The organism is Vreelandella sp. H-I2 (genome assembly GCF_052959335.1).
On record NZ_JBRAMC010000005.1, the window covers coordinates 58263 to 85258 of the forward strand.

Genomic DNA, 26996 nt, shown 5'->3' on the forward strand with positions numbered 1-26996 from the left:
GCAGCCAGTGATAAGAAAGACGGTCGTTAGGTGGCGTCGTGAGTAATAGCAGCCGGCAAGCGGTGGAGCAGCTCGCCGATATGATGGGCATCCTCTTCGGTTACCCCTTCGAACAGCGCGTTGATCCAGCGCTCATGCTCAACGGCCATGGCACGGAAGCTTTCGCGACCGGCGCTGGTTAAGCAGACCCGCGTGGCGCGCCGGTCGCCTTCAATGGCAATGCGCTCCACGGCGCCATCTTCCACCAAACGATCGATAATGCCGGTGACGTTGCCGTTGGAAACCCGCAGCCGCTTGGAGAGCTCGTTCATCTTCAGCCCCTCCTCACTGGCGTACAGGGCGGCCATGACATCAAAGCGGGGGAGCGTGGAGTCATGCTCGGTGCGCAGGCGTTCGCGCAGCTCGGACTCCACCTGGCGGGTCACCCGCAGCATGCGCAGCCATAAGCGCAGGCGCTCCTTGCTCAAGCTGTTTTTCTCTACATTTCCAGCTTTCATACTTCACCCCCTGAAATGGAAATCGCCTGGCCGTTGATGGCGCCGCTGTTCGGGCCGCACAGCCATAGGGCCGTCGCGGTGACCTCCGCGGGAGTGACTAAGCGTCCGGTGGGGTTGGTGGCTTGGAAATGGGCGGTGGCCTGCTCGGCGGACTGACCCGTCTTGGCCACGATATTGTCGACGCTGGCGGACAGCAGCGGCGTATCGGTAAAGCCGGGGCAGAGCGCATTGACGGTCAGGTTGCGGGTGGCGGTTTCAGCCGCCAGAGAACGCACCAGCCCCACCACGCCGTGTTTAGCCGCGCAGTAAGCACCCACGTAGGCGTAGCCCTTCAGGCCAGCCGTGGAAGCCACGGCAATCAATCGGCCGCCGTCGTTCAACTGTTTCAGCCCTTCACGCAGGGTCAGAAACACCCCGCCGAGGTTGATGTTCAGCATGTGCTGCCACTGCTCAAAAGAGGTCTTGGCAAAAGGGGCGCTCTCAGCCGCCCCGGCGTTGGCGATCACGATATCCACACTGCCGACCTTCTCGAAAAGCGCCACCATGGCGGCTTCGTCGGTGACATCCACCGCGGCGATATGGATGCCGTGGTGCTGCTCGGCGACCGCTTGCAGGGCAGCCTCCCGGCGGCCGGTAATGATGACCTCGGCGCCCGCCTGGGCAAAGGCCAGGGCCATATCGGCGCCGATACCGCTGCCGCCGCCAGTGATCACGGCGCGCTTGCCGGTCAAGTTGTTAGCAGGCAGCGTCATACCCAACCCTCGCCACGCTCAGCCAAGCGTTGCAACTGATCGGCCCCGGCCCGGTAGGGCGCGGGCCATGCCACCTCGCGATCCCCCAGCCCGGCGGCCACGTGCAGCAGCCAGTAAGGGTCGGCAAGGTGCGGGCGGGCGATACACACCAGGTCGGCGCGCCCCGCCATTAAAATCGAGTTCACATGGTCGGCCTGATAGATATTGCCCACCGCCATGGTGGCAATCGATGCTTCGTTACGAATCCGGTCAGAGAAGGGGGTCTGGAACATCCGCCCATAGACCGGTTTAGCTTGTGTCGAGGTTTGCCCGGCAGAGACATCGACGATATCCACCTCCGCATCGCGTAGCCGTTTGGCGATTTCGACCGCATCGTCAGGGGTGATGCCTTCATCATCGCGCCAGTCGTTAGCGGAAATACGCACCGAAAGCGGTTTATGGGCAGGCCAAACGCGGCGCACGGCGTTGATCACCTCCAACGGATAGCGCAGCCGGTTGTCCAGCGAGCCGCCATACTCATCGTCACGGTGGTTGGTCAGTGGGGTAATGAACGAAGAGAGCAGATAGCCGTGGGCGGCGTGAATCTCGATCATGTCGAAACCGGCGCGGTCGGCCATTTGCGCGGCACTCACGAACTCGTCGCGCACCCGGTCCATATCGTCGCGATCCATCGTTTTGGGTGCCTGGTTGCGCGCTGACCAGGCCACATTAGACGCTGCCATTATCGGCCAGTTGCCCTCGGCCAGCGGGGCATCCATCTCCTGCCAGCCAAGCTGGGTAGAGCCTTTCGGGCCGGAGTGGCCAATTTGGGCACACAGCTTGGCCGGGGTTTCTGCGTGTACGAAATCACATAAACGCTTCCAAGCGGCTTCATGTTCCGGCGTGTACAGGCCAGGGCAGCCGGGGGTAATTCGCCCACTGGGGCTGACGCAGGTCATCTCGGTATACACCAGGCTTGCGCCGCCTTTGGCGCGTTCGGCGTAGTGGCTGAAGTGCCAATCGGTCGGGCAGCCATCGACGGCTTTGTACTGCGCCATGGGGGAGACCACCACACGATTAACCAGCGTCATATCACGCAGCTGGTAAGGCGCAAACATCGGCGCGCGGGCGCTGCCAGGATTGCCCGCTTGGGTCTGGAACCAGCGTTCGGCACTCTCCAGCCACTGTGGGTCGCGCACCCGCAGGTTTTCGTGACTGATGCGCTGGGAACGGGTGAGTAAGGAATAGTTGAACTGCACCGGGTCCAGATCCAGATAGCGCTCCACCTGCTCGAACCACTCGGTGGAGTTGCGCGCCGCAGACTGCAGGCGTAATACCTCGAAGCGGCGTTCTTCTTCGTAGCGGGCGAAGGCCTCCGCCTTGGTGGGTTCACTGTGCATGTAGTTAGCCAGGGCAATAGCGCTTTCCAGGGCCAGCTTGGTGCCCGAGCCAATCGAGAAGTGTGCCGTCGCGGCGGCGTCGCCCATCAGCACCACGTTATCGAAGCTCCAGCGCTCGCAGAGTACCCGGGGGAAGTTGATCCACGCCGAACCGCGTATGTGGTTGGCATTAGTCATCAGCGCATGGCCGCCCAGGTGTTTGGCAAAGATGCGCTCGCAGATCGCAATGGAGTCCTGCTGGTTCAGCTCGCCGAAACCGAATGCCTGCCAGGTCGCCTCGCTACACTCGACGATAAAGGTCGCAGTGTCCTTATCGAACTGATAGGCGTGGGCCCACACCCAGCCATGCTCGGTCTTCTCGAAAATAAAGGTGAAGGCGTCGTTAAAGGTCTGGTGCGTACCCAGCCAGACGAACTTGCAGGCGCGTACATCAATATCGGGTTTGAAGTGCTCGGCATAGGTTTGGCGAGCGCGGGAGTTCAAGCCATCGGCGGCGAGCACCATATCGAACTCGCGCCGGTACTCATCGATGCTGGCCTCCTGGACATCGCTTTCAAAGCGCATTTCCACACCCAGTTCCCGGGCGCGCTCCTGGAGCAGAATCAACAGTTGGCGGCGGCCAATGCCGCAGAAGCCGTGGCCGGTCGACACGGTTTTGACGCCGTTATGTACCACGGCAATGTCGTCCCAGTAGGCGAAATGCTCACGAATGCGCTCTGCACTGACCGGGTCATTGGCCGCTAGGTTGTCCAGGGTCTCGTCGGACAGGACCACGCCCCAGCCGAAGGTATCGTCTGCCCGGTTGCGTTCAAATACTACGATCTCATGGGAAGGGTCCTGCAGTTTCATGCTAATGGCGAAATAAAGGCCGGCAGGCCCTCCGCCCAGGCAGGCGATTCTCATTTTTGTTCTCCGTGGGAAACCTTACGCTTTACTGAAGATAGGAGAGGGGATAATAAAATTCAAGCTTAAATTGTTTAAGTTTAAAATATATTTTGAATGTGCTGGTTATGCGGCTTTGCTCGCAATGGTAGGCGGAAGATGAGAACACCTATGGCGCTAAGCGAATGGCGCGTCTGTGTCTTGAGAACCCTGCTTATCCGTCCTAGAAGAAAGAGTTATAAGTAATGAGCATTTAGTACCATGGAAACCGTACTTGTCAGGATTGACAGGGGTAGTGGGAAACGCGACTCTAAGCCTATTCACAGTTCTGCGTGTCATAGTTCTGCGTGACTGATAATAGTTAACGCTGTCAGCAATTAATGCAGACAGTTGTCAAAAGGGTGAATTAAGGAGAGAGCCCCATGCTCGAAGATTGCAAAAATGCCCTGGAGCGCTGGGGAGGCGTGCACACTCTAATCGACCGCTGGCTGGATCAGCGTCGACAGCTACTGGTAAGCTTCATCGAACTGAAAGAAGCGTGCGACGCTGAACTGGAAGCCGTGAGCAAGGCGCCTATCGATACTTTCAGCGAGCTGTTGATGGACTACATCAGTGCAGGCCATTTTGAAATTTATCCTCAGCTGTCGGAAGAAGCGCAGGCCTTTGGCGATGAGGGAGCGCTCGTTATCGCAGAAAAGTTACTTGAGCGTTTAGAAATGTCTACCGAAATGGTGTTGGAGTTTGATACTGACTTCGGCACTACGCTCAGCTGCGAAGAAAATATCGCTCGCCTGCCTGCCTGGATCGACCGCTTGGCACGCGGCCTTACCGAACGCTTCGCGCTGGAAGACCAGCTCATCGCGCGCTTACACGCCGCGCACAGCCCGCAGAACGCCAAAGCACCCGCTTAGTTTTCGAAGGTTTAAAAACGTCTAAAAGCGCCGTTTCCGGCGCTTTTTTTGCGGCATCCTTCACCCTCTGCGCCGTAATTTCCCGCCAATGACCAACATACAGGGCGTGAGCAGCAGGGTGAGCGCGGTGGCGAAGGTCAGTCCACCGGCGATGGCGCTCGACATCTGCGTCCACCACTGGGCAGAGGGCGCGTTGAAGCCGAGTGCAGGGGAGAAGAGATCGACATTGATGCCCAGCACCATCGGCATTAGCCCCAGTACCGTGGTAATCGCCGTCAATAACACCGGGCGCAGGCGCAAGCAGCCGGCTTCCAGCGCCGCCTCGCCGGGCGTCATGCCTTCTCCGCGCAGCTCGTTGTAGGTATCGATCAAGACAATGTTGTTGTTGACCACGATCCCCGCCAAAGCAATCACGCCCATTCCCACCATGACAATACCGAAGGCCTGACCGGTAATTAGCAGCCCCATTAATACCCCCGCCGTGGAGAACACAATCGCCGACAGTACCAGCCCTGCCTGGTAGAAACTGTTGAACTGGGTAACTAGAATCAGCGCCATCAAACCGATCGCAATCATGAAGGCGCTGGCCAGGAACTGCATTGATTCCTGCTGATCCTCCTGCTCGCCTGCCACGTTGACCATCAAGCCGTCAGGCAGGCTGTCGCTGCCTGCTGCCAGTAGCGCACGCAGGCGCTCGTCGGCTAGATAGCCAGGGGCGAGATCTGCATCAATGGTAATCGCCCGGCGGCCATCGATACGGTTAAGGGTGCCCACTTTCGGTGCCGGTTCAAGGGTTACAAAATGTGAAATCGGCACCTGGCCCCGCTGGGTATTGATGGTCAAGCGTTCAAGCTGATTGAGCGAGCGCCAGTTTTGCGGCAGGCGCACGCGGATATCCACCTCATCACTGACTTCGGGTGGCCGATAGCTCGCCACTTGAAGCCCGGTAGTGAGCAACTGAACCGCACTACCAATGGTCGTCACGTCGGTCCCCATGCGTGCAGCGGCTTCGCGATCGACATTAACCTGCCACTCGACGCCGGGCAGGCTGCGATTATCCTGAATGTCGGTAAAACCGCCCAGTTCGCGCATCAATTGGGTCAGTTGGTTAACCCCTGCATCGGCCACGTCGGGGTTGGTGGCACTGACTTCAAGCACGATCGGCTTGCCGCCGCCGGGCCCCATCTCCTGCTCCTGAAATTCCAGCGTAATGCCGGGAATATCTTCCGCACGCTCCGCCATATCAGCCAGGATTGCCTGGGCAGGGCGGCGCTCATACCAATCGATAAACTGGAACTGCAGCATGCCGATCACATCGTTGCCCATCTGCTCGTTGGGGACTGCAAAGGAGCGCGCATACAGCGCTCTCACTTCGCTCATGCCGGATAATTTAGCTTCTACCCGCTGTACAATGGCATCGGTCTCTTCCGCTGAAAAATCGCCCCGGGCGCGCACCAGCACCTGGGCGCTGTCAGGCTCCACATTGGGGAAAAAATCGATGCCGTGGTTAAAGCGGGCGTAGCCGGTATACAGCAGCGCCATTAACAGTATCGTCACCAGCAGTACCCAAGCGGGGTGCTTGAGCAATCTAGCCAGCACATGGCGGTAGCCACGCCCGAACGAGGTAGTCGATTCGTCATGCTTAGCGTCGGTCTGTTGTACGGCTGGGCGGGTAAACAAACGCCCCAGGGTGGGGAGAAATACCAGCGCCATGGCTAGCGACGCCAGCAGGCACAAAATCACTGTCGCGGGCAGGTACTTCATAAACTGGCCTACCACGCCGGGCCAGAACAGCAGCGGAAGAAAAACCGCCAGTGTGGTGGCGGTAGAGGCAATGACCGGCCAGCTCATGCGCGAAGCGGCATTAAGCCACGCTTTGTGAGATGTTTGGCCATCGCGCAGATGGCGGTCGGCAAGCTCACTGACCACAATGGCACCGTCCACCAGCATGCCCGCCACTAAGATCAGCCCAAACAGCACCACGATATTGAGCGTAAACCCAAACGCCCAGATGAGCAGAACGCCGGTTAAGAAAGCGCCGGGAATAGTCAGGCCGACCAGCAGCGCCATCCGCCAGCCCATGACCGCCACCACGACAATCAGCACCAGCACCACAGCGGTCAGTACGTTGTTTAATAGCTCGGAGAGCATGTTTTCAACGGTGGTCGATTCATCCAGAATGGTGGTGAAACGCAGTTGTTCGGGGAGCAGGTCATCGGCTTCCGCTAATTGCTCGCGCACCGCGTCAATGGTGGCGATGATATTGGCCCCGGCACGCTTGGAAATTTCCAGCACCACGGCGGGTTGGCCGTCAATGCGGGCGAAGCCTTCCGGCTCTTTATAGGTGGGGTGAATCCACGCCACATCGCCAAAGGTGACGACGCGATCTTCATCCACCTTGACCGGCATGTTCATGACATCCTCAAGGGACTCAATAATGCCGGGGACTTTTAAAGCCAACCGCCCCGCGCCGGTATCCAAACTGCCGGCGGCAACCAAGCGATTATTGCGCGACACCTGATTAAACAGCGCATCGAAATCAACCCCGTAGCTCTCGAGCACCAGCGGGTCCACAACGATTTCCAGCAGGTCTTCCCGCTCTCCGGCAATATCGACTTCCAGCACATCGGCGATGCCTTCAATTTCTTCCTGCAAACGCCGAGCAATCGTCATGCGTTCACGGGTATCCAGCTGTCCTGACAGACCAATGGTCAACACCGGAAACTCCGACACGTTGACCTCCATCACCCGCGGCTCATCAGCCTCGTCAGGCAACTCGCTTCGGGCAATGTCCACCCGATCGCGTACGTCGGTCAGCGCGGTATCGGGGTCGAAGCCAGGATCGAATTCCAGCGTAATCGAGCCATGCCCTTCGCTTGATTGGGCGGTAAACTTACGCAGCCCTTCAATCCCGCGCAATTCCTGCTCCATGGGGCGAATCAGCAACCGCTCGCCATCTTCGGGGCTTACGCCCTCAAGCGACAGCGAGACATAAATCATTGGTATGGTGACGTCGGGGTTGGCTTCTTTAGGAATCATCTGCCAAGCAGTGATGCCTGCCAGTAGCAGGCTCACTAACAGCAGCAGCGTGGTCCGGGTGTGGGCGAGCGCCGCATTAATCAACTGGCGCATGAACGCTATCCTGTCCGCTCGGTGGTTGTGAAATAGAGGGCTCTTCTGTAGGCACCGGCGTCACCGTTTCGCCGACGTCTACCATCCCCGCGCCCAGCGTAATCAGGCGCAGCGGGTCGGGGAGTCCGGTGACATAGGCGCGCTGAATATCGGCGCTCACCAGCTCCACGGCGGTCTGTTGAACTTGATCATTCTCATCCAGGTGCTTGACGGCCAGTTGGCCTTCGCTGTTTAGGCTGAGCAGCGCTGGCGAAAGTGAGTGCACTTGGCGGGGCGGTAGGGTAATCGTCAGCTCCGCACTGCCACCCGCTAAGCGTTTGCCGGCCGGGTTATCAAGCGTGGCCTCGATATAAAAGCTACGCGTGGCTTCTTCTGCACGATGGCTGATAAAGGTCAGTTCACCTTCGAGTTGGTCGCCATTCAATAGCCGAGCGGTGACCGGCAGCCCTACGCTTAAATCGCCCACCTGCTGCTGAGAAACCCAAGCCACACCTTTTAAACGGCGGTCGTCGACTAGCTGGCCCCATTCCTCGCCGGGCTGCAGCAGGTCGCCTAGCTCTACTTCAACGCGGTTCAGCACGCCATCAAAAGGGGCAGTGGGGCGGCTGTCTTCCAACTGTTTCTGCAACTGGGCCACGGAAGCGGCACTGGCGCTTAGCGCACTCTGCAGACGTAATAATTCCGGCTGCGAAATTAATTCACGCTGGCGAAGGTTGCGCGCACCAGAATACTCCGCTTCGGCCACGGCAAGTTCATCACGCGCTTGTTGTAGTTGCTCGGGCAGGGCGTTGTTATCCAATACTAACAGCGTATCGCCCGCTTCAACGCGGCTGCCTTGGGCCACCGGCTTTTCTTCCACAAAGCCCGCGACGTTGGCGCGTAAGGTCGTTTCGCGCTGAGCGGTGAGCTGGCCCTGCACAATTTGTTCAGGAATAAAGGCGGTACTCAATTGCTCTACCACTTCAACCCGTGAGCCCACTTCGTTTCGGGCGGTGGCGTCTGGGGGCGTGGTTTGAAAGCGCTGAAAATTGCCAAAAGCGAGCCATATCACCAGGGCCAGCACCAGGAGGCTAGCCAAGGCATAAGAGAAAGGGATTTTCCGCATGGAGTGTCCATGTCCTTAGCAAAACGATTAGCAAAATAAGAAAGGAGGGCTTAGAACCGTTGACACCATAGCGCAACTCGGCCTTTTCAGCGAGGGTCAGGCCGCAGCGAGAAGGGTAAGTGTGGTAAATGGCCAGAATATTGATAGAGAGTAGGTTAGTAGATAGTAGTCTCTTGTCTGATTGAGTTTTTGCCCGACTGGGCATACCATCTTTGCGTCTTGAGTTCTGTTGAGCCACTCCTCAGGCGAGAACCATCCCTAGGCGAACCTATCAAGGAGCAATGATGAAAGATCCAGTACGTATTGCGATTACCGGCGGTGCCGGTCAGATCAGCTACTCTCTTATTTTCCGCATCGCCGCTGGCGACATGTTGGGGCCGGATCAGCCTGTCATTCTCCAGCTTCTGGAAATTCCCCAGGCAATGGACGCCCTGAACGGCGTGGTAATGGAAGTCAATGACTGTGCCTTCCCGCTGGTACAAGACATCGTCGCGACCGACGACCCGAACGTCGCGTTTAAAGATGCCGACTTCGCCCTGCTGGTCGGTGCACGTCCGCGTGGTCCGGGTATGGAGCGTAAAGACCTGCTGGAAGCCAACGCAGCGATCTTCTCCGTGCAAGGTAAAGCGCTGAACGATCACGCTAGCCGTGACGTAAAAGTGCTGGTGGTAGGTAATCCGGCCAACACCAATGCGCTGATTGCCTCTTGCAACGCGCCTGATCTGGACGCTGGCCAGTTCACCGCCATGACGCGTTTGGACCACAACCGCGCACTGACGCAATTAGCTCAGAAAACCGGCAAGCACGTCACTGACGTCGAAAACATGATCATCTGGGGCAACCACAGTGCCACCCAGTACCCGGATCTGGCCCAGTGCAAAGTCGACGGCAAAGCAGCGTTCGATCTGGTTGAGCGTGACTGGTACGAAAACGACTTTATCCCCACCGTGCAGCAGCGCGGTGCGGCAATCATTAAAGCACGTGGCGCTTCTTCTGCCGCGTCGGCTGCCTCTTCTGCCATCGACCACATGCACGACTGGGCGCTGGGTTCCAAAGGCATCGTCAGCATGGCGATTCCGTCTGACGGCAGCTACGGTATCGAAGAAGGCATCATCTACTCCTACCCCGTGCGTTGCCAGGGTGGCAAGTATGAAATCGTTCAAGGCTTCGAAATTGACGAATTCAGCCAAGAGAAGATGAAAGCCACCGAGAAAGAACTACGCGAAGAGCGTGCAGCCGTCGAGCACCTGCTCGGCTAAATGCGCCCACTAACGCTTTAACATGAGCGCTAGTCAACGCCAAACCCCGCAAGCTTAGCTTGTGGGGTTTTTTTATTGTGTGCTTTAGTAGCGCGCAGCGGTGCCGGGGTTAAAAGTTAGTTCGTTAGTTACTCGAATTTTCGACAGAAAGAGTGTCAAATGGCGAGGTAAGCTATTTAGTTGTAAGGAGGATAAAATGCATGCGATTGAATTTGAGGCTGATATTCAGAATGGGGTAGTTAAAATCCCCGATGAATATGCGCATTTAAAGAACAGACATGCCCGAATCGTGGTGCTATATGAAAATACAACAGAGGAGTTCAGTTCCGCTGTTAAGGAAGTTGGCATTGATTTCACCTCTATAAAAGCACCCTCCCTTACCGCTCATGACGGAGTCAAATACCAGAGGAGCTTGAGGGATGAGTGGTAATTACTTTTTACTCATCTTTATTCGTTCCTTTCACCTAACTTGTTACTACACTCCAACCACTCACCACTCACCACTCACCACTCACCACTCACCACTCACCACTCACCACTCACCACTCACCTCAATTCCGCAAACTCATAATCCGCCATTGGCGCTCTTCGGCTACTTTGCGCAGGGTATCATCGGGGTCGACGGCCACGGGGTGTTCGACGATTTCTAAAAGCGGCAAATCATTGTGGGAGTCGCTATAGAACCAAGCACCCTCCATTGTTAGGTCTTGATCGTGCAGCCACTGTTCAAGGCGGGTGACTTTGCCTTCACGGTAGCTGGGTGTGCCGGAAACGCGTCCTGTGTAACGGCCGTCAATGCGTTCGGGCTCAACGGCAATTAGATGATCGACACCCAGACGCTCGGCAATCGGCGCGGTAATAAAGAGGTTAGTGGCGGTAACGATAAGCAGCGTGTCGCCTTTGGTACGGTGGCGGGCCAGTAGCTCTTCTGCCTTAGGCAAAATGTTAGGCTCGATTTTGCTGACCATAAACTGCTGATGCCAAGCAGCAAGCTGTTCAGGTGTATTGTCAGCCAACGGTTTAAGCGCCATTTCCAAAAAGGCAGCCATATCCAGGGTGCCTGCATTGTAATCGGCCATGAAGCGCTCATTGGCTTCTCGGTAAGCGATCGGGTCGACTGCCCCTTGTTCAAGCAGAAACTCTCCCCAGGCATGATCGCTGTCGATGGATAGCAGCGTATTATCCAAATCGAAAATGGCCAGACTCACGGCGCTCCCCTTATCGTTGATGTTGGTTAATTTATCATTCACGTCATTTAATTAGGCGGCGGATTATCGCAGAGTCGCCATGTCATTCCCACCAAAGCTAAGACTAAGGCAAAGTAAGCATTCACCACTTAGCGTTATATTGTATTGATACGTTTGTCACCCTTGTGGAAAAATGGGGACAACTGAAAATTTATGAAGGTGATGTCCGTGATCGACGCTGACGGCTTTCGCCCCAATGTTGGCATTATCATTGCCAATAGCCAGGGGCAACTGCTTTGGGCGCGTCGGGTAGGACAAAATGCGTGGCAATTTCCCCAGGGGGGCATCAATGCAAGCGAGACGCCACAACAAGCACTTTTTCGTGAGCTTTACGAAGAGATCGGCTTAACTGCCGGCGATGTTGATATTGTTGCCTGCACCCGGGGCTGGCTACGCTACCGTCTGCCACGACGCATGATTCGCACGCATTCGCGTCCGGTCTGTATAGGCCAGAAGCAGAAGTGGTTTTTACTTAAAATCCGTTGCCAGGAAAGCCAAATCTGCATGACGGCAACCCCGACACCCGAGTTTGATGGGTGGCGGTGGGTGAGCTACTGGTACCCGCTAGGGCAAGTAGTGCCTTTTAAGCGAGAGGTATATCGGCGCGCACTGCGAGAGTTATCTCCCCGCGTTCAGCGCCTGGCACAGGATGAAGATTAGAGCAGGCTGGCCCATGCATAAGGTAGGGTGGGCAGTCTGCCGTGAAATTCCTCAGCGAGGCAAATAAAAGTGAAAAGTAAAACGTCCATGCTTGAGGTGCTGCGCCGGGTAATACAGGAAGTGAATGGCGCGCGCAACCTTGATGCCGCGCTGTCTACGATGGTTCGCCGAATTCGTAAAGCGATGCAGACCGACGTCTGTTCCTTCTACCTTTACGATAAAGAGCTTGAATCGCTGGTATTAGTGGAAACCATTGGCCTGCGTACTCAAGCCGTTGGGCGCGTTGTAATGCCGTTAGGCGAAGGCCTGGTGGGCTTGGTCGCCAAACGCAGTGAGCCTTTAAATCTCGAAGATGCCCAGGCACATCCGCAGTTTCGCTATTTCGAAGCTACAGGCGAAGAGCGCTACTCCAGCTTCCTGGGCGTACCCATCATCCACCAGCGCCATATGCTAGGCGTGCTGGTTGTCCAGCAGGCTGAAAAACGCCAGTACGACGACGAAGACGAAGCCTTTCTGGTCACCATGGCCGCCCAGTTGGCGGGTGTGTTGGCCCACGCATTAGCGACCGGTAACTTGCTGCGCCCGACGCTTGCCGGTGGGCAGGCGATGTTTAAGGGCATTGCCGCTTCGCCCGGCATGGCAATGGGGGAAGCGGTGGTCATTACCCCGCCTGCCGACCTAAACAGCGTGCCCGACCTGGTGCCCAGCGATCAGGATTATGAGGTGGCACGCTTAAAGGAAGCCATTGGTAAAACGCGCAGCGAGATTCGAGCGGCAGCCGAACGTTTGGCGAGCCGCATTTCCGCCCAGGAGCTGGCGCTGTTTGATGTCTATCAGCAGATGCTTGGCGAAGCAGCGCTGGCCGATGAAGTCGAAAAGCGTATTCGTGAAGGGCAGTGGGCGCCGGGCGCCCTTGCTGATGTGGTCCGACGCCACGTGCAGTATTTGGAACGGGTCGACGATAACTACCTGCGTGAGCGGGCAGCCGATATTCGTGACCTGGGTCGCCGAGTGTTGGCGCACCTGCAAGAAGATACCCCCTCGACGCCGGAAACCTACCCCGATAGCGCGATTCTGGTCGGCGATGAAATCAGTGTGGCCATGCTGGGTGAGGTTCCCCGCGATAAGCTCAAAGGGCTCGTCTCGGTACGTGGCTCCAGCACATCCCACGTGGCGATTGTCGCGCGTGCCATGGGGATTCCTACGGTGCTGGGGATGGTGGATTTGCCACTGCCGCGCCTGGGTGGCGCACCGGTAGTACTGGATGGCCACCGGGGGCGTTTATTTGTTCGCCCCGCGGCTGAACTCAAAGCCCGGTACGCCAGTCTGATCGCCGAAGAAGAAGCGCTCAGCGAATTGCTTGAGCACGAACAGGATCTACCCAGCGCTACGCCCGACGGCCACACCATGCCGCTTATGGTTAACACTGGACTAGCGGTAGATGCCACCGCGCTGCTTAAAAATCGTATCGGTGGCGTGGGGCTCTACCGAACCGAAGTGCCGTTTATGATTACCGAACGCTTCCCTGGCGAAAAAGAGCAAACACGACTCTACCGCGACCAGCTAGAAGGCTTCGCGCCGCTGCCGGTGGTCATGCGTACCTTGGATATCGGCGGCGACAAAGATCTACCCTATTTCCCCATCGAGGAAGCCAACCCGTTCCTTGGTTGGCGTGGCATGCGCGTGACGCTGGATCACCCCGAAGTGCTGATGGTGCAACTACGGGCCATGCTTAAAGCGTCAATGGGTCTGGATAATCTCTACGTGCTGTTCCCGATGATTACCAACGTAGAAGAAGTAGACGAAGCTTTACGCCTGCTGGACCGCGCCATTTTAGAACTGGGCGAGGAGGGAGGGGCTGTCGTTCGGCCCAAGGTAGGGGTGATGATCGAAGTGCCGGCCACCATCTACCAAATGGACGCACTCGCGAAGCGCGTCGACTTCTTCTCAGTAGGCAGCAATGATCTCACGCAGTACTTACTGGCGGTGGATCGCAACAACCCCCGTGTGTCGAGTCTTTACGATGCGATGCACCCGGCGCTACTCGGTGCTCTGCAGGAACTTGCCGCTGATGCCTCGCGCCTCAATAAGCCCATTTCGTTATGCGGTGAATTAGCCGGCGACCCAGCTGGTGCGCTGCTGCTTATGGCGATGGGCTTTACCAGCCTCTCCATGAACGCGCCGAGCTTACCCAAGGTGCGTGCGGCTATCCGCCGGGTGCCATTTAGCGATGCCGAGCAATTGCTTAAGGAAGTGATGGCGTTAGATACGCCCGCCCAGGTGCATGCGCATTTAGATCAACGCTTGGATGAGTGGCAGTTGTCGCACCTGATGCCTCCTCGGGATTAAGACGCCGGTTCCAACGAGTCGCTGGGCAGCGTTAGGGTCGTTTCACCGACAAAGCGACCCAGCGGCCCAAAGCGCTGTTCAGTAATGTCGATCTTGCCTTGAGCGTCTAACGTCAGCCACGACGTGGCGCGGGTACCGTAACGCTCGCCGATGATAAACGCCGCTGAAAGCTGGCGTTCCAATTCAAGCCCCACGCCAGTATCTGGCAATGCCTTAATAGCGGCCTCTTGTGGGTTTTGCATCGCCCGCTGAACGGCATTAGGCCATGCCGGGAAGGCGTCGGGTGGCGCAAGGCCTGCTTGTGATAAATCTTTATTGAAAAAACCTTGTTCAAGCGCATTACGCACATTTACGAGCTTTGGCCAGGGGGAGTTAAGGTCGGCATTGGATAACCCGTGAACGCCGGGAGACACCTCGCTGAGGGCTAGACGCTCGCGGCCACGGTGCAAATGCCAAAGCCGCTGTGGCGTAGCGACGAGTAAATTAAAACCTGCGTAGCGTAATGCTTCGCCTTGGCTAAGTGTTGTTAGCCATGCTTCAATATCGTTACACTGCAGTGCATCAGCAACCAGTTCACCTCGGCTAGGTGCGCCGGGCGGTACGGTTAATTGAGGGTCACGTACGTTGGTTAACGCTGCAACGACGCCACCCCGCTTGGCCGCTAGCCACGAGCCACCGGCCTCTAAATCACGGCCTCCGACAATGTCTGGGTTGTCTTGCCACTCTGCAAGCGGCGCAGTGGGGCGCGCATGGAACTCATCACGGTTACCCATCAGCCGCAAAGGCGTAGGCGTGCCGGGTAGCCAAGCAAACGATATCAAGCACATAACAAACTCATTGGGCGAAAGAAGAAATAGTCAACGGAAGAGCAGCATGACAGTAATGAAGCGTAGACGTACACTGATGTCGGTATCATGTTTGTAGCACAAAATATCAGAAAACGGTGTAAGCAACAGGCAGTCGTTAGGCTGTCGGCAACTGCGCAGCGTTTAAACAATGGTCATATTTTCAGCGGCTATGCCGGTCAATAGGAAGGCGAAAACATGCAACGCTATCAAAGGGAGCATTTTTGGAACGCCATTGTGTGGCCGCTATTGTGGCCTCTGTTACTTGTGCAAGCAGCATTGGTTGTACTGTGCTTGATGGTTGGCGCTATGGTGTGGTGGATGACGCCGAGTCACGCCTCATGGAGCACCACACTCTGGCTAATGTCGGCATTGCTGGTTGGTAGTAGCTTAAATGCTGGCGCCTTTCTTATGCTGGTTAAAGCACGCGCCCGGCGTAAAGATAACCGTTTGTCGCATGAGCTGAGCGAACTAGAGCGTCATAGCCAAGTACTTTTTCAAGCGCTATACCATGAGCAGTTTCAAGAACAGTTTCAAGAACTGTATCAAGAACGGTATCAAGAACAGTTTCAAGCGCTGTGCCAGGAACCGTTCCAGAAGCCTTTTCCCAATGCCCACGATGACACTCTTCTGCCCAGTCAACGTTTGGCTAGCATTAATGAAGTGTTAGCCCACATGGAGCACTGCCTGCAAGACGCACAAGGGCGCAGCGCTGCCAGCAAAAATACAAAGCATGAGCATGAACAAACACTGCTGGATGATCTTCATCATCAGCACCAGCATCAACAGCAGCAACTCAAACACTTAAGGGCTGGCCGAGAAAGGGCGCGGGAGGAGTCACGTTTAAAGACGGGTTATTTAACGCTGCTGCAGCGTGAAACAGACGGTTTGCTCGACCATTTAGATGTGATGGTTGGCAAAGAGGCTACCGATAATAGTCGCCAAAATGTCACAGAAGTGCACGAGCGCCTACTGGATATCCGTTCGTTATTGGCCAATCTCGTTCAGCAGAGTGCAGAAAGCACTGAAAAACGTGCTGAGGAAAATATAAGCCAAGGCGGCACTGACGCGCAGCGTAATTTGCGCATACTAGTTGTCGATGATGGCCCTGTGAATTTGATGCTGGCGCGCCAGATGCTCGAAACCCAAGGCCTACAGGTGGAAGGTGTCAGCAGTGGCGAACAGGCGCTTGAGCGCCAACAGGGCGCGCTATTCGATCTGGTATTTATGGATATCTTCATGCCGACCCTGGATGGGCTCGAAACAACCCGGCGCTGGCGTGAATACGAGCGCCACCAAGGCGGTAGCCAAAGCGTGCTGGTCGCGTTAACGGCCAACGCGGATGATGCCAGGCTCGATGCCTGTTTAGAGGCTGGCATGGATGACCTGCTCGCGAAGCCGTACCAGCCCGAAACCCTTCTCAATATAATTACTCGCTGGTTTCCAGGGACAGCTAAAGCACTTCCGCCTGCATGACTATCGTCACGGCGTTACTCATTTATTTAACCCTGGGTGCCGTCGCCGGCACAATGGCAGGTGTGTTTGGAGTGGGGGGTGGGCTGATCATCGTTCCCGTGCTGGTGTTTGCGTTTGAGCTACAAAACATCGCCTCGGAAATTACCATGCACTTAGCCATCGGTACTTCTCTCGCGACCATTCTAGTGACTGGCTCCTCTTCGACGCTGGGTCATTTTCGCCGAGGAAGCATTCACCGTGGGTGGCTTATCGCACTGCTGCCAGGCTTAGTCTTAGGTTCCATCGCCGGGGCGTTTGTGGCTGATAACCTGTCGGGCACATTGTTGGAAACCATGTTTGGCCTCTTTATTTTATTGATTGCCACAAAAATGGTGTTTGGTTTAACGCCCAAGCCCGGCAGTGTTGCGCTAGGCAAAGGGGTAATGGCTTTGGCAGGTGGCGTGATTGGCATGATTTCGGCGCTCTTTGGGATTGGGGGTGGCGCCATGACGGTTCCGTTACTGTCACGCTGCGGGGCCAGCATGACCCAGGCCGTAGGGACGGCAGCGGCGGTCGGCTTGCCGATTGCGTTGGTCGGAGCACTAACGTTTATCATGGTGGGGTGGGGAAATCCGCTGCTGCCTGCCTGGGCAACGGGCTTCGTCATGTGGCCTGCTTTTTTCAGCATCGTTGTCACCAGCGTTCCCTTTGCGCGTTTAGGCGTTAAACTTGCCCATATTTTACCCGCCCATACGCTACGGCTCTCCTTTGCGCTATTGCTAACAGTGGTAGGGGTACGCTTTTTACTGTCGTAACGTTTGAAAAGCCAAAAGTTAGGCTGGCTTAGCCTTTGGCTGCCCTGCTAAAAATATGCGTTTTCATACTTCCTTTGGTCAGATAAGAGAGTGTAGATGATTAATTACCCGACGATTGACCCAGTGGCTATCTCCCTCGGGCCGCTGCAAGTCCATTGGTATGGTCTTATGTATGTCGTAGGTTTTGTGGCTGCTTGGTGGCTCGGCTGCTGGCGTGCTTCGCGCATCGGCCTCAATAATGATGATATCGGCGATTTACTGTTCTACTGCGCTATCGGGGTGGTGGCCGGTGGGCGTTTGGGGTACGCGCTGTTCTATGGGCTTGAGCAATGGATGGCCGACCCGCTCTGGATCTTCCGCGTATGGGATGGCGGCATGAGCTTTCACGGCGGCCTTCTAGGTGTCTTACTGGCTGCCTGGATATTCGCCCGTCGCAAACAGCTAGCGTTCTTAACACTGACAGACTTTATCGCTCCGGTGGTGCCCGTTGGGTTGGGCGCCGGTCGCATCGGTAACTTTATCAATCACGAGTTACCGGGGCGCGTAACGTCACTGCCCTGGGGCATGCCGTTTCCCGGCATGGGGCCTGAGCCACGTCACCCCTCAGCGCTCTACGAGGCCTTGTTAGAAGGTGTCGTACTGTTCGCCATTCTTTGGTGGGTTTCTTCCAAGCCAACATCGCGGGGGTTTGTGTCCGGACTATTTTTAGTTTGCTATGGCGTTTTCCGCTTTATGGTCGAATTTGTTCGCATGCCTGACGCCCACATCGGTTTTATTGCCTTCGGCTGGGTCACCATGGGCATGCTGCTCACGCTCCCCATGATCGCGTTGGGCCTAATCATCATCGCCTGGTCTCGCTCCCAACCTGTGGATGTGAAAATTCAAAACGCCTAATAGATAGATAATTAGTTACCTGGTCGAAAAGAAGGGCAATCCTCGCATTGCCCCTCCTCACCTCACCCCCTAGAATAAACCGCTACACCGCCTGCTAACTTGGAAACTCTGTGACTGCACCAACGCCCGCACTTGAGCAACCCTATTTAGATTTGATGCAAACCGTTTTAGAGCATGGCGTTGACCGCCACGACCGTACAGGTGTCGGTACGCGCTCTGTGTTTGGCCATCAAATGCGCTTTGATTTATCCCGTGGTTTTCCGCTACTAACCACCAAGAAGCTCCACCTACGCTCCATCATTCATGAGCTTTTATGGTTCTTGAAAGGCGACACCAACATTGCCTATCTAAAAGAGAACGGGGTGCGGATTTGGGATGAGTGGGCGGATGAAAACGGCGATCTAGGCCCCGTTTACGGCTACCAGTGGCGAAGCTGGCCCGATCCTAAAGGCGGCAGCGTTGACCAAATTGCCAAAGTGCTCAATCAAATTCGCACGTCGCCCCAGTCGCGCCGCCTGATTGTCTCTGCCTGGAACCCGGCCCAGGTAGATGAAATGCAGCTGCCGCCATGCCACTGCCTGTTTCAGTTTTACGTTGCCAATGGGAAGCTGTCGTGCCAGCTTTATCAGCGCAGTGCGGATATTTTCCTCGGTGTGCCGTTTAATATCGCCAGCTATGCGCTGCTGCTAACCATGGTCGCGCAGGTGACGGGTCTGCAACCCGGTGAATTTATTCACACCCTGGGCGATGCCCACCTGTACAGTAACCATTTGGAGCAGGCCAAAGAACAGCTGGCGCGTACACCAAAAGCAGCGCCAACGTTAGTGCTTAATCCAGCGGTGGATGACCTGTTTGCTTTCCGGTTTGAAGACATACACATTAATGCTTACGAGGCGCATCCGCACATCAAAGCCGAGGTGGCGGTATGAGCCAGCACAGCGATATCAGCAAGCAAAGCGATGACTTCGACTCTTTAGTGCCGGTGGCCATGATTGTCGCCATGGCTAAAAACCGCGTGATTGGCGTAGACGGTAAGCTGCCCTGGTACCTGCCCGAAGATTTAAAGTTCTTCAAGCGCATCACCCAGGCAAAACCACTGGTGATGGGGCGTAAAACCTTCGCCTCCATTGGTAAGCCGCTGCCCAACAGGCTTAACGTGGTTGTTACCCGCGACGTCGAGTTCTCCCATGAAGGCATACGTGTATGCCACGATTTGCCCTCAGCGCTTGAGCTAGCTGACCAGCATGCCACGATAGAAGCAGCAGAAGAGATCATGGTAATGGGCGGCGGTGAAATTTACCGCCAAGCGCTACCTTTCGCTCAGCGGCTCTACATCACGGAAGTGGATTGTGAGGTAGAAGGTGATGCAGTATTTCCTGACATCGACCCCCACGAGTGGCAGGAAGTCCAACGCGTAGCGGGGCAGCCCGCAGAAGGGCAGCCAAACTACGATTTCGTGGTCTACGAGCGCATCGCCGACTGAGAAAGTCAAAGGAGAAGGCTATGGCCGCCAGCTTAACGAACCTGTTAGATGACTTGGAAATGCGTCTTGAACGCACAAAAGCTGAGCTAGAAGCCCTGCGCGATGAAAATCAGCAGCTAAAGCAGCAATTGGCGAGAAAAGATGCCCCGGTGCAAAGCGTGCCAAGCCCGGAAGCTATGCCAAGCCCGGAAGCTATGCCTGCCGCTGAAAAACCTAGCGAAGAAACATTCAGCCCAGTAGCGCTTGAAGACGAAGCCCCGGAACAGGAAGCCCCGGAACAGGAAGCAAGCGAAACAATTGACTTGCCGCCTACGCCTGCGGATGAACCAGCCAAAACCCCGTCGCCGCATGCGCTGCTTAATCAGTGGTACGAACGCTACCCTAAGGCGTTCTTTAAAGGCCACACCAAGCCGCTTAAAGTCGGTATTCACCAAGACTTGGCAGAACGCGAAAATTGGCCGAATAAACTCATTCGCCGCGCGTTAGCTAACTACGTCAACCTTCCACGTTATATAAAAGCGGTACGCGAGGGTGCCGAGCGAGTAGATTTAAATGGCCAGCCCGCTGGCAAGGTGGATAAAGAAGCCGCGCTGCATGCATCCGAAAAGCGCGGTGAAAAGAAAGAGCACACAGATAAGGAAGAGCGCGGAGATAAAGAAAAGCGCGGAGAAAGGGAACAGAGAGCGCAGCCCAAAAAAGCGCAACCTAAATCTTTTTTAGCCACTAAAAAGCCCCGTAAAGAGTCTTTAACAGAACCAAAAGTTGAAAAAACTGAAAAAAGTGAGCCACGTAAGCCGCTTAGCATGGAAGACAAATTGCTAGGTTTGCAGGAGAAATTCAAAGGCCGCTGAGACCAAGCTTGTAAGCAGGGGTTCCATAAAAAAGTGCAAATAGTAAAAAAACACTGTTTTTTTCTATTGCGTTCCCTGGAATCCCGGTATAGAGTTTGTCTTGCGAGCATTGGACTATAACAAGGCTTAGTTGAGGACATGCCGCATACCACCGGGAAAAACCGGGGATGGAAAAGAGCATGGCCCGCAAAAGCCACCTGCCGGCTTATAAAGAGCCGAGCAGTAACGATCGAAACAGTATACGAGTTAAGGAACTTACATCATGAAAAAAACACTTTTAGCGACTGCTATCATCGGCGCCCTGGGTGCCTCTGCAGCAGCACAAGCGGCAACTGTTTATGACCAAGACGGCACCAAGCTGGACGTCTATGGCCGTATCGCAATGGGTGTCGCTGGTGGTGGCGCTGAGTATGACAGTGACGGCAACTTCCAAGACAACAGCGAAGAGTTCGTAGACGTTTACTCACGTCTTGGTCTGCGCATGAGCCACGACGTTTCTCGTGACCTGACTGCTTTCGGTCGTCTTGAGTGGCGTTTTGATGGTGACGAGCGTACCGGTCCTAGCGGTAACGGCAATACTGGCTTTAAAGAAGTTCGTCAGAGCTACATCGGCCTGCAAAGCGACCAATTCGGTACTTTCCAAGCTGGTAACTTCGATGCCATGTACAACCAGTTCGTTTCTCTGCCGTTCGATGTTTACATCGACCGTGGTCTAGAGTTCGCTGGCCACCCGACTCAGTCACGTGGTGACTCAATCGGTTACTACACACCTGATCTTCAAGGTTTCACCGCCTTCTTGCAGCTTAAGCACTACAGCGAGCGTGGCGAAGAAAATCCACGTGCCGAAGGTGAAGTAATTGCACCGCAGGGCGGCGCACGCTACCAGGCTGGCCCGTTAACTGTTGGTCTGGGTTTTGTTGAAGACGTAGTGCGTGGCGGCGGTAACGGCGAAGTGCTGGGTGGCATCGTTGGTTCTTACGACATCACTGATCAGTTCTCTGCTCGTTTGGGCTATGAAGGCCGCAAGCATAGCGACGAAGGTTACGGCAACGGCTATGATAAAGTTGGCCTAGGTGGTACGTTCACCACGGGTCCTTGGGCATTCAATGCTGACCTTTATGATGTCAATTCAGACGGCGACGGTGACGACCGCACTGCATGGGCGCTGGGTTCTTACTACAAAGTTTCCAGCAACTTCGATGTGTTCCTGGAGCTAGCCCAAGCTGATCAGCAATCTATCAGTGTAGATGTGTTTGACAATAGTAATAACCTTGTTGACGTTGAGCGTGCTGACGGCGACGACGTTTACTGGCTGACAGGCGCTCGTTACCACTTCTAAGCCTGGTTTAACTACCACGCTTAAAGGGTAACTGCCTAGCAGAACCAATAGAACCGGCCTCTTAAGAGGCCGGTTTTTTATTATGTCCAAGATGTACTCAACAAGGGCATTTAGCCTTTAAAAATATACACGATTGACAAGTTGCTTCCTTTATCATTTGCTATTTTATAACATTTCATTTTTAGCAGCGATTATTTTTTAAAGTAAAATGAGTCGGTCTGCAGGCGTTGCCGATGTAGAGGCAGCATCGGTATTCCCTTACAATAGCGGGCTGGTGCGAATTATCTAATCAGGCTGTTACCACTCTAGCCAATGACATGCTTAGTGCACCACCTACATTCACCCGCACAGAAACGTAGGGCAAGGGAACACGCCCGTTACAATCCCTGGGCGGTAGCGTGCCTTTAATTTGGAATCGATTATGCCATTACCCCAATATTCCATGGTGTCGCCAGCTCGCATGCTGCTGGCGGCGCTGAGTTTAGTCATGGTCAGCGGTTGCGCCTCATACCCCTCCGGTGCTGGCCATCAAGAAGCCCAATACGTACTTAGTAATGACCCCGCCACGTTACTGCAAGACGAAACCCTAAATACCTTTTTAACCAAAGCCCCAGCAGGCGCGGTGCTTAACTTACCCCAAAGCCCATGGGGCGATAACGTTGAGATAGTCACCGATGCCGCCTACCTGGCCGCCAGTGGGCGTGAATGCCGCAATTTACAGGTAATTGGCGTTGCCGGTAACACCGCTCGTCCCGCCTTGGTGTGTAAAACACCGAACGGCTGGGTTAATCAACGCGTCGTGGCGCAAACAGCACAGGGACGCAACGAATGAATGTTACTAAACTGCTTAGCCGCGCCTCGCTCAAACGCTCCATGGTCGTGGCCTCAATGGCGCTGATCAGCACATTGACCGCAAGCACCACGTGGGCGCAGGCGTTAAGCCTTTCCGACAACATTCTGCCCGAGCAGAGTGGGCGGCAAGGAACGGCTTCCCAGGAACAAGTGAATGATACCCCCCGTGCAGACTGGCGCAGTGGCACCTACGGCCCGGTACAACAACCCCTACAAAATCCAGATGCATTACCACCGTTTGGCGCCAACCTGTTTACCGGCGGCTTTCGGGGCGCGATGGGAGATGGCCTGAATCCTGATTACCGCATCAAGCCCGGCGACCAGGTCACCGTGCGCGCTTGGGGCGCGGTTGAATTTGATCGCGTGCTACCCGTAGATGCCCAAGGCAACATTTTTATTCCTGGCTCCGGCCCGCTGAATGTGGAAGGGCAGAACAGCCAGCAAGTCGATAATAGTGTGCGTAATGCGATTACCTCGGTCTACCCGGATAACGTAGAGGTCTACACCAACCTACAAGGCGTTCAGCCGGTTGCCGTTTATGTCACCGGTTATGTTGGAAATCCGGGCCGCTACGCGGGTACGCCTAATGACTCGCTGCTCTACTTCCTCGATCAGGCGGGCGGTATCGACCAAGACCTGGGCAGCTATCGTCAGGTGCGTGTGCTGCGTAACGACAGCACCGTGGCAACGGTCGATCTTTACGAGTTCTTGATTAATGGCAACATTGCTCGCCCTCAGTTTCAGGATGGCGACACCATCGTAGTGGAAGAGCGTGGCCCCGCGATTGCTGTAGGCGGCGATGTACACAGTGCACACCGTTACGAACTAATGGGTAACCAGTTAAGCGGTGCCGAGTTGGTTGAATTGGCGAAGCTTAAAAGCGGCGTTTCCCACGTTCTGCTACGCGGCGACCGTGAAGATGGCCCCATCGCGCAATACTTCCCCATGGATATGTTCTACGGCCAAACGATTCGCAGCGGCGATGAAGTGTTGTTCAGCTCCGACCAACGTAGCGAAACCATTGTGGTTGAGGTTGAAGGCAGCTACTACGGCCCCTCACGTTATGCGTTACCCAGAGATGCCCGCCTGAGTGAGCTTCTGGATGCGATCGCCGTGCCTGAAAACATGACCGCCGTAGAAAGCATTTCGCTACAGCGTGAAAGCGTACGCCAACAACAGGCGCAATCGATGGAAGAGAGTCTGCGCCGACTGGAAACCACCTATCTAGGGGCGCCTTCAAGCACTAATGAAGAAGCCCAGATTCGTGTTCAGGAAGCGCAATTGATTCAAGACTTCATCGCCCGTGCGAGTGAGCTAGAGCCCAGTGGCCGCTTAGTGGTGGCCTACGATGGCCGCATTTCAGATATTCGCCTGCAGGATGGCGATACCATCACCATTCCCGAAATCAGCGATTCTATCCTGATCAGCGGTGAAATCCTTGTGCCTCAGGCCGCCGTCTATCGCCCCGGCATGAGCGTGATCGATTACATCGAAGGCGCCGGTGGCTTTACCGATCGTGCGGATGACGACCACATTCTGGTAGTACGCCAGAACGGCGCGGTTGAGAATGCCCGCAACGTGAACCTGCGCCCCGGTGATGAAATTCTCGTGATGCCCGCCGCGCCCACCCACAACCTGCAGCTAGCCTCTACGATCACGCAAATCCTCTATCAAGTAGCCGTCGCCACTCGCGTAGCGGTTGATCTGTAAGAATCGTGAATGGTGAGTGGTAAGTGGTGAGTAGACTCACCGACTGTATCTTTTTAAAAAGAAATACTATGGCTAATAGTAAGAGCGCCCCAAAAGGGGCGCGCTCCTCTTGGCAAGTCACCCGCAGCGTGTGGTACGCCATGTTTATGCGCGAAGCTATTTCACGCACCATGTCAGACCGCATGGGCTGGTTTTGGATGATTTTCGAGCCAGCAGCGTTTATTGCCATCATGGTGGGTATTCGCAGCTTTGTTCGTGGTGATCGCCTTATCGTCAACGCGGAATTCATTCCCTGGCTGATTGCCGGGATGATGGGGTTCTTTCTGGTTCGCGAAGGCATGCTACGCGGTATGGGGGCAATTGATGCGAATAGCTCCCTTTTTGCCTATCGCCAAGTACATCCCATTGACCCCGTATTAGTAAGAAACTTTCTGGAAGGCATGATTCGTACCTTCGTGTTTCTTATTTTCATAGTCGGTGGCTTGATGTTAGGGCTGAATATGTACCCTGATAACGCTATTCGGGTAATTGGCGCATGGTTATCGCTCTGGTGTTTAGGTATTGGTTTAGGATTGGTAACGTCGGTGGCTGCCACGTTAATACCTGAAATTGGCCGTGTGATTCGCATGCTGTCATTACCACTTTTGATTATTTCAGGAGTGATGTTCCCCCTTAACCAATTACCCCATTGGTTGCTGGAATACTTAATGTATAACCCTATCCCCCATGCGTTAGAAGTGCTTCGCTTAGGTTTCTTTGAAAATTATCAAATTATTCACGGTACCAGCATGCTTTATTTCTGGCTGGTAACGCTTTCTCTTAACGCCCTGGGGCTATTGATGCACCTGCGCTTTATTGACCGTTTGAAGGCCAAATAATCCATGCATGTTTCATTACGTCGTTTTGTTAAAAAGTCGCCTCAATGGGCCTTGGCCTTAATTGCAATTTTACTGGTGTCGTTTTACTGGTTTGCGATCGCAGAAGAACGCTATGTATCACGTGCCACAGTGGTTTTAGAAAGCCCCCAAGTCGCCACCCCAGAAATTAGCCTATCGGCCATAATGGGGGGAGGGGGAGGCAATACGAATGACCTCCTGCTATTGCGTGAGCACTTACTCTCGGTAGATATGCTGCGCCGCCTGGATGAAGAGCTAAGTATTCGCGAGCATTACACCGAGCACGGCGATATTTTTGCCAAGTTGGGCGATAAAAATGCGCCGATTGAAGACTTGCATCAATACTACCTGCGACGGGTGGAGGTAGAGCTAGATGAATACGCGGGCGTACTGAATATTCGGGTGCAGGCCTACACCCCCGAGTTTGCCCACCAGATGACCACGCTGCTGCTGGAAGCGGGCGAAAATCATATGAATGAAATGGGGCATCGGCTAGCGGAAGAGCAAGTACATTTTTTAGAGCGGCAAATGGTGCGACTGGATGAACGCTTTACTGAAACTCGCGCTGCTTTGCTTGAGTTTCAAAATGAGCATGGCTTAGTGTCGCCAACCAGCACGGTAGAAAGTATTAACCAAGTGGTGGCAACATTGGAGGCGGATTTAGCCCGCTTCCAGGCGCAGCGCAATGCGTTAGCTAGTTACCAAAGTACTCAGTCTGCTGAGCTACGCGAAGTGGAGCGTAATATAACCGCGCTACGCGACCAAATTATTGAGCAACGCGACCGTTTGGCACAGGCCGCAGGTGGTTCATTGAACAGCGTTTCGGCGGAATACGAAACGTTAGAGCTGCAAGCGCAGTTTGCCCAGGAAACCTACTCAAGTGCCCTAGCTGCATTAGAAAACACCCGCCTGGAAGCTGCCCGCCAGCTCAAACAGGTAAGCGTATTGCAAAGCCCGCTAATGCCGGAATACCCCACAAAACCTGATCGGCTCTATAACAGCAGTGTATTCGCGATCATCACCATCTTCCTCGCTTTTATCCTCAGCATGCTCATGATGATCATCAAAGACCACCGGGATTAATGGTGTGAGAAATAGGCTAGAAGGGGTTCGGAGCGCAGTGTAAGCGTTAGCGCACCCGCGTATGGCGTCGGAACGATGCCTCAAGGCACGTAACACAACCCCGGCACCGAAGTGCGCTATCTCCAAGGTGCGCATGGGTTTAAGCCTTGTAATTGATAAAACCTGAGTACCCGTAGCGCGTGGTAACAAGTCTGTGAGGAACGAGCAACGAGGCGCCCGCGGGACGACGCCCAAACCAAATATGTAGACTCAGAATATGCATAGTCACCGTTTCAAGTTAGAAATTCACTTAACACGCCATGCCAGAGAACGGATGGCTAGTAGAAGTATCACATTTAGAAGATAAGGTAGTGGTTAAAACCCGAACGTAAAAGAATAGCTGCATCACTTTGAGTGGGAGGATAAGTAATGCGAACTACCTACGATGAAGCAGATGACATCCTGGTTCTGCACCTATCGGAAAAGCCTACCGTAAAAGAGGTTTCTCAAGATTGGAACACACATATCAGCTACGCAGAGGATGGCACGATTAACGAGATTGTTATTCTTGAAGCCTCTAAGCAAGGTGCATGGCCACTCTTAAAAAGCCAGGCAGCGTAA

At 54.9% G+C, this 26996-nt stretch carries 24 protein-coding genes; 17 read left to right on the forward strand and 7 right to left on the reverse strand.

The window, feature by feature from the left end; all coding sequences use genetic code 11:
- Nucleotides 1-26 precede the first annotated feature (26 nt).
- The 3 genes from ACUVOF_RS13485 to ACUVOF_RS13495 are packed head-to-tail and all read right to left on the reverse strand — an operon-like array spanning nucleotide 27 to nucleotide 3531.
- On the reverse strand, nucleotides 27-497 hold the full coding sequence (locus ACUVOF_RS13485; RefSeq protein WP_113268338.1) for a MarR family winged helix-turn-helix transcriptional regulator: 471 nt from the start codon (nucleotides 495-497) through the stop codon (nucleotides 27-29).
- Nucleotides 494-1249, reverse strand: a complete 756-nt coding sequence (locus ACUVOF_RS13490) for an SDR family NAD(P)-dependent oxidoreductase (protein WP_447044864.1) — start codon at nucleotides 1247-1249, stop codon at nucleotides 494-496. The genes ACUVOF_RS13485 and ACUVOF_RS13490 overlap by 4 nt, the downstream gene beginning before the upstream one ends.
- A complete protein-coding gene (locus ACUVOF_RS13495; RefSeq protein WP_447044865.1) occupies nucleotides 1246-3531 on the reverse strand; it encodes a bifunctional salicylyl-CoA 5-hydroxylase/oxidoreductase in 2286 nt (761 codons plus the stop codon). The genes ACUVOF_RS13490 and ACUVOF_RS13495 overlap by 4 nt, the downstream gene beginning before the upstream one ends.
- Before the next feature lie 401 nt (nucleotides 3532-3932).
- On the opposite strand from ACUVOF_RS13495, the gene rsd reads away from it, so the two are divergent.
- Entirely contained in the window at nucleotides 3933-4421 is a 489-nt protein-coding gene (gene rsd / locus ACUVOF_RS13500; protein WP_447044866.1) for a sigma D regulator, read from the forward strand.
- Nucleotides 4422-4481: 60 nt separating this feature from the next.
- Here rsd and ACUVOF_RS13505 read toward each other — a convergent pair whose 3' ends face one another.
- Nucleotides 4482-7553 carry an efflux RND transporter permease subunit gene (locus ACUVOF_RS13505; RefSeq protein ID WP_447044867.1) on the reverse strand — a complete coding sequence of 1024 codons (3072 nt, stop codon included), beginning with the start codon at nucleotides 7551-7553 and terminating at the stop codon, nucleotides 4482-4484.
- Nucleotides 7537-8658, reverse strand: coding sequence for an efflux RND transporter periplasmic adaptor subunit (locus tag ACUVOF_RS13510; RefSeq protein WP_447044868.1), 1122 nt, complete (start codon nucleotides 8656-8658; stop codon nucleotides 7537-7539). Before ACUVOF_RS13510 ends, ACUVOF_RS13505 begins: the two co-directional genes overlap by 17 nt.
- A 284-nt stretch (nucleotides 8659-8942) precedes the next feature.
- Between ACUVOF_RS13510 and ACUVOF_RS13515 the strand changes: the two genes are divergently transcribed.
- The gene (locus ACUVOF_RS13515) at nucleotides 8943-9917 is read left to right on the forward strand and encodes a malate dehydrogenase (protein ID WP_008957639.1); all 975 of its coding nucleotides are present in this window, start codon (nucleotides 8943-8945) and stop codon (nucleotides 9915-9917) included.
- Nucleotides 9918-10113: 196 nt separating this feature from the next.
- Nucleotides 10114-10347: a hypothetical protein gene (locus tag ACUVOF_RS13520; protein ID WP_447044869.1), complete on the forward strand. Its 234-nt coding sequence runs from the start codon at nucleotides 10114-10116 to the stop codon at nucleotides 10345-10347.
- Between the two features lie 121 nt (nucleotides 10348-10468).
- Here ACUVOF_RS13520 and ACUVOF_RS13525 read toward each other — a convergent pair whose 3' ends face one another.
- Nucleotides 10469-11125, reverse strand: a complete 657-nt coding sequence (locus ACUVOF_RS13525; protein WP_447044870.1) for a histidinol-phosphatase — start codon at nucleotides 11123-11125, stop codon at nucleotides 10469-10471.
- Between the two features lie 207 nt (nucleotides 11126-11332).
- Between ACUVOF_RS13525 and rppH the strand changes: the two genes are divergently transcribed.
- Both rppH and ptsP read left to right on the forward strand, forming a co-directional pair.
- A complete protein-coding gene (gene rppH / locus ACUVOF_RS13530; RefSeq protein WP_113268330.1) occupies nucleotides 11333-11824 on the forward strand; it encodes an RNA pyrophosphohydrolase in 492 nt (163 codons plus the stop codon).
- An 87-nt stretch (nucleotides 11825-11911) separates the two neighbouring features.
- Entirely contained in the window at nucleotides 11912-14173 is a 2262-nt protein-coding gene (gene ptsP, locus ACUVOF_RS13535; RefSeq protein ID WP_447045144.1) for a phosphoenolpyruvate--protein phosphotransferase, read from the forward strand.
- On the opposite strand, the gene ACUVOF_RS13540 is transcribed toward ptsP, so the two are convergent.
- Nucleotides 14170-15000 carry an NRDE family protein gene (locus ACUVOF_RS13540; protein WP_447044871.1) on the reverse strand — a complete coding sequence of 277 codons (831 nt, stop codon included), beginning with the start codon at nucleotides 14998-15000 and terminating at the stop codon, nucleotides 14170-14172. The two genes, ptsP and ACUVOF_RS13540, sit on opposite strands and share 4 nt — an antisense overlap.
- A 216-nt stretch (nucleotides 15001-15216) precedes the next feature.
- On the opposite strand from ACUVOF_RS13540, the gene ACUVOF_RS13545 reads away from it, so the two are divergent.
- From ACUVOF_RS13545 to ACUVOF_RS13600, 12 genes are all read left to right on the forward strand, one after another.
- Nucleotides 15217-16494 (forward strand): response regulator, encoded by a 1278-nt coding sequence (locus ACUVOF_RS13545; RefSeq protein WP_447044872.1) that lies wholly within the window; start codon nucleotides 15217-15219, stop codon nucleotides 16492-16494.
- Complete coding sequence (locus ACUVOF_RS13550) at nucleotides 16491-17288, forward strand: sulfite exporter TauE/SafE family protein (RefSeq protein ID WP_447044873.1); 798 nt, start codon at nucleotides 16491-16493, stop codon at nucleotides 17286-17288. The genes ACUVOF_RS13545 and ACUVOF_RS13550 overlap by 4 nt, the downstream gene beginning before the upstream one ends.
- Nucleotides 17289-17384: 96 nt before the next feature.
- Nucleotides 17385-18182, forward strand: coding sequence for a prolipoprotein diacylglyceryl transferase (lgt, locus tag ACUVOF_RS13555; protein WP_447044874.1), 798 nt, complete (start codon nucleotides 17385-17387; stop codon nucleotides 18180-18182).
- A 155-nt stretch (nucleotides 18183-18337) separates the two neighbouring features.
- Complete coding sequence (locus tag ACUVOF_RS13560; RefSeq protein ID WP_447045145.1) at nucleotides 18338-19111, forward strand: thymidylate synthase; 774 nt, start codon at nucleotides 18338-18340, stop codon at nucleotides 19109-19111.
- Entirely contained in the window at nucleotides 19108-19665 is a 558-nt protein-coding gene (locus ACUVOF_RS13565) for a dihydrofolate reductase (RefSeq protein WP_447044875.1), read from the forward strand. Before ACUVOF_RS13560 ends, ACUVOF_RS13565 begins: the two co-directional genes overlap by 4 nt.
- 20 nt (nucleotides 19666-19685) lie before the next feature.
- Nucleotides 19686-20516 (forward strand): ProQ/FINO family protein, encoded by an 831-nt coding sequence (locus ACUVOF_RS13570; protein ID WP_447044876.1) that lies wholly within the window; start codon nucleotides 19686-19688, stop codon nucleotides 20514-20516.
- Nucleotides 20517-20778: 262 nt separating this feature from the next.
- Nucleotides 20779-21855, forward strand: a complete 1077-nt coding sequence (locus ACUVOF_RS13575; protein ID WP_447044877.1) for a porin — start codon at nucleotides 20779-20781, stop codon at nucleotides 21853-21855.
- A 421-nt stretch (nucleotides 21856-22276) separates the two neighbouring features.
- Nucleotides 22277-22687, forward strand: coding sequence for a DVU3141 family protein (locus tag ACUVOF_RS13580; protein ID WP_447044878.1), 411 nt, complete (start codon nucleotides 22277-22279; stop codon nucleotides 22685-22687).
- Entirely contained in the window at nucleotides 22684-24417 is a 1734-nt protein-coding gene (locus ACUVOF_RS13585; protein ID WP_447044879.1) for a polysaccharide biosynthesis/export family protein, read from the forward strand. The genes ACUVOF_RS13580 and ACUVOF_RS13585 overlap by 4 nt, the downstream gene beginning before the upstream one ends.
- Nucleotides 24418-24485: 68 nt before the next feature.
- Nucleotides 24486-25295, forward strand: a complete 810-nt coding sequence (locus tag ACUVOF_RS13590) for an ABC transporter permease (RefSeq protein ID WP_447044880.1) — start codon at nucleotides 24486-24488, stop codon at nucleotides 25293-25295.
- A gap of 3 nt (nucleotides 25296-25298) precedes the next feature.
- On the forward strand, nucleotides 25299-26396 hold the full coding sequence (locus ACUVOF_RS13595) for a chain-length determining protein (RefSeq protein ID WP_447044881.1): 1098 nt from the start codon (nucleotides 25299-25301) through the stop codon (nucleotides 26394-26396).
- A 408-nt stretch (nucleotides 26397-26804) separates the two neighbouring features.
- Nucleotides 26805-26996, forward strand: coding sequence for a DUF2283 domain-containing protein (locus tag ACUVOF_RS13600; protein ID WP_308319698.1), 192 nt, complete (start codon nucleotides 26805-26807; stop codon nucleotides 26994-26996).

Bases quoted from the DNA above. Each gene is read 5' to 3' on its own strand.
- ACUVOF_RS13485 (WP_113268338.1), bottom strand. From the start codon at position 497: ATGAAAGCTGGAAATGTAGAGAAAAACAGCTTGAGCAAGGAGCGCCTG.
- ACUVOF_RS13490 (WP_447044864.1), bottom strand. From the start codon at position 1,249: ATGACGCTGCCTGCTAACAACTTGACCGGCAAGCGCGCCGTGATCACT.
- ACUVOF_RS13495 (WP_447044865.1), bottom strand. From the start codon at position 3,531: ATGAGAATCGCCTGCCTGGGCGGAGGGCCTGCCGGCCTTTATTTCGCC.
- rsd (WP_447044866.1), top strand. From the start codon at position 3,933: ATGCTCGAAGATTGCAAAAATGCCCTGGAGCGCTGGGGAGGCGTGCAC.
- ACUVOF_RS13505 (WP_447044867.1), bottom strand. From the start codon at position 7,553: ATGCGCCAGTTGATTAATGCGGCGCTCGCCCACACCCGGACCACGCTG.
- ACUVOF_RS13510 (WP_447044868.1), bottom strand. From the start codon at position 8,658: ATGCGGAAAATCCCTTTCTCTTATGCCTTGGCTAGCCTCCTGGTGCTG.
- ACUVOF_RS13515 (WP_008957639.1), top strand. From the start codon at position 8,943: ATGAAAGATCCAGTACGTATTGCGATTACCGGCGGTGCCGGTCAGATC.
- ACUVOF_RS13520 (WP_447044869.1), top strand. From the start codon at position 10,114: ATGCATGCGATTGAATTTGAGGCTGATATTCAGAATGGGGTAGTTAAA.
- ptsP (WP_447045144.1), top strand. From the start codon at position 11,912: ATGCTTGAGGTGCTGCGCCGGGTAATACAGGAAGTGAATGGCGCGCGC.
- ACUVOF_RS13540 (WP_447044871.1), bottom strand. From the start codon at position 15,000: ATGTGCTTGATATCGTTTGCTTGGCTACCCGGCACGCCTACGCCTTTG.
- ACUVOF_RS13545 (WP_447044872.1), top strand. From the start codon at position 15,217: ATGCAACGCTATCAAAGGGAGCATTTTTGGAACGCCATTGTGTGGCCG.
- ACUVOF_RS13550 (WP_447044873.1), top strand. From the start codon at position 16,491: ATGACTATCGTCACGGCGTTACTCATTTATTTAACCCTGGGTGCCGTC.
- lgt (WP_447044874.1), top strand. From the start codon at position 17,385: ATGATTAATTACCCGACGATTGACCCAGTGGCTATCTCCCTCGGGCCG.
- ACUVOF_RS13560 (WP_447045145.1), top strand. From the start codon at position 18,338: ATGCAAACCGTTTTAGAGCATGGCGTTGACCGCCACGACCGTACAGGT.
- ACUVOF_RS13565 (WP_447044875.1), top strand. From the start codon at position 19,108: ATGAGCCAGCACAGCGATATCAGCAAGCAAAGCGATGACTTCGACTCT.
- ACUVOF_RS13570 (WP_447044876.1), top strand. From the start codon at position 19,686: ATGGCCGCCAGCTTAACGAACCTGTTAGATGACTTGGAAATGCGTCTT.
- ACUVOF_RS13575 (WP_447044877.1), top strand. From the start codon at position 20,779: ATGAAAAAAACACTTTTAGCGACTGCTATCATCGGCGCCCTGGGTGCC.
- ACUVOF_RS13580 (WP_447044878.1), top strand. From the start codon at position 22,277: ATGCCATTACCCCAATATTCCATGGTGTCGCCAGCTCGCATGCTGCTG.
- ACUVOF_RS13585 (WP_447044879.1), top strand. From the start codon at position 22,684: ATGAATGTTACTAAACTGCTTAGCCGCGCCTCGCTCAAACGCTCCATG.
- ACUVOF_RS13590 (WP_447044880.1), top strand. From the start codon at position 24,486: ATGGCTAATAGTAAGAGCGCCCCAAAAGGGGCGCGCTCCTCTTGGCAA.
- ACUVOF_RS13595 (WP_447044881.1), top strand. From the start codon at position 25,299: ATGCATGTTTCATTACGTCGTTTTGTTAAAAAGTCGCCTCAATGGGCC.
- ACUVOF_RS13600 (WP_308319698.1), top strand. From the start codon at position 26,805: ATGCGAACTACCTACGATGAAGCAGATGACATCCTGGTTCTGCACCTA.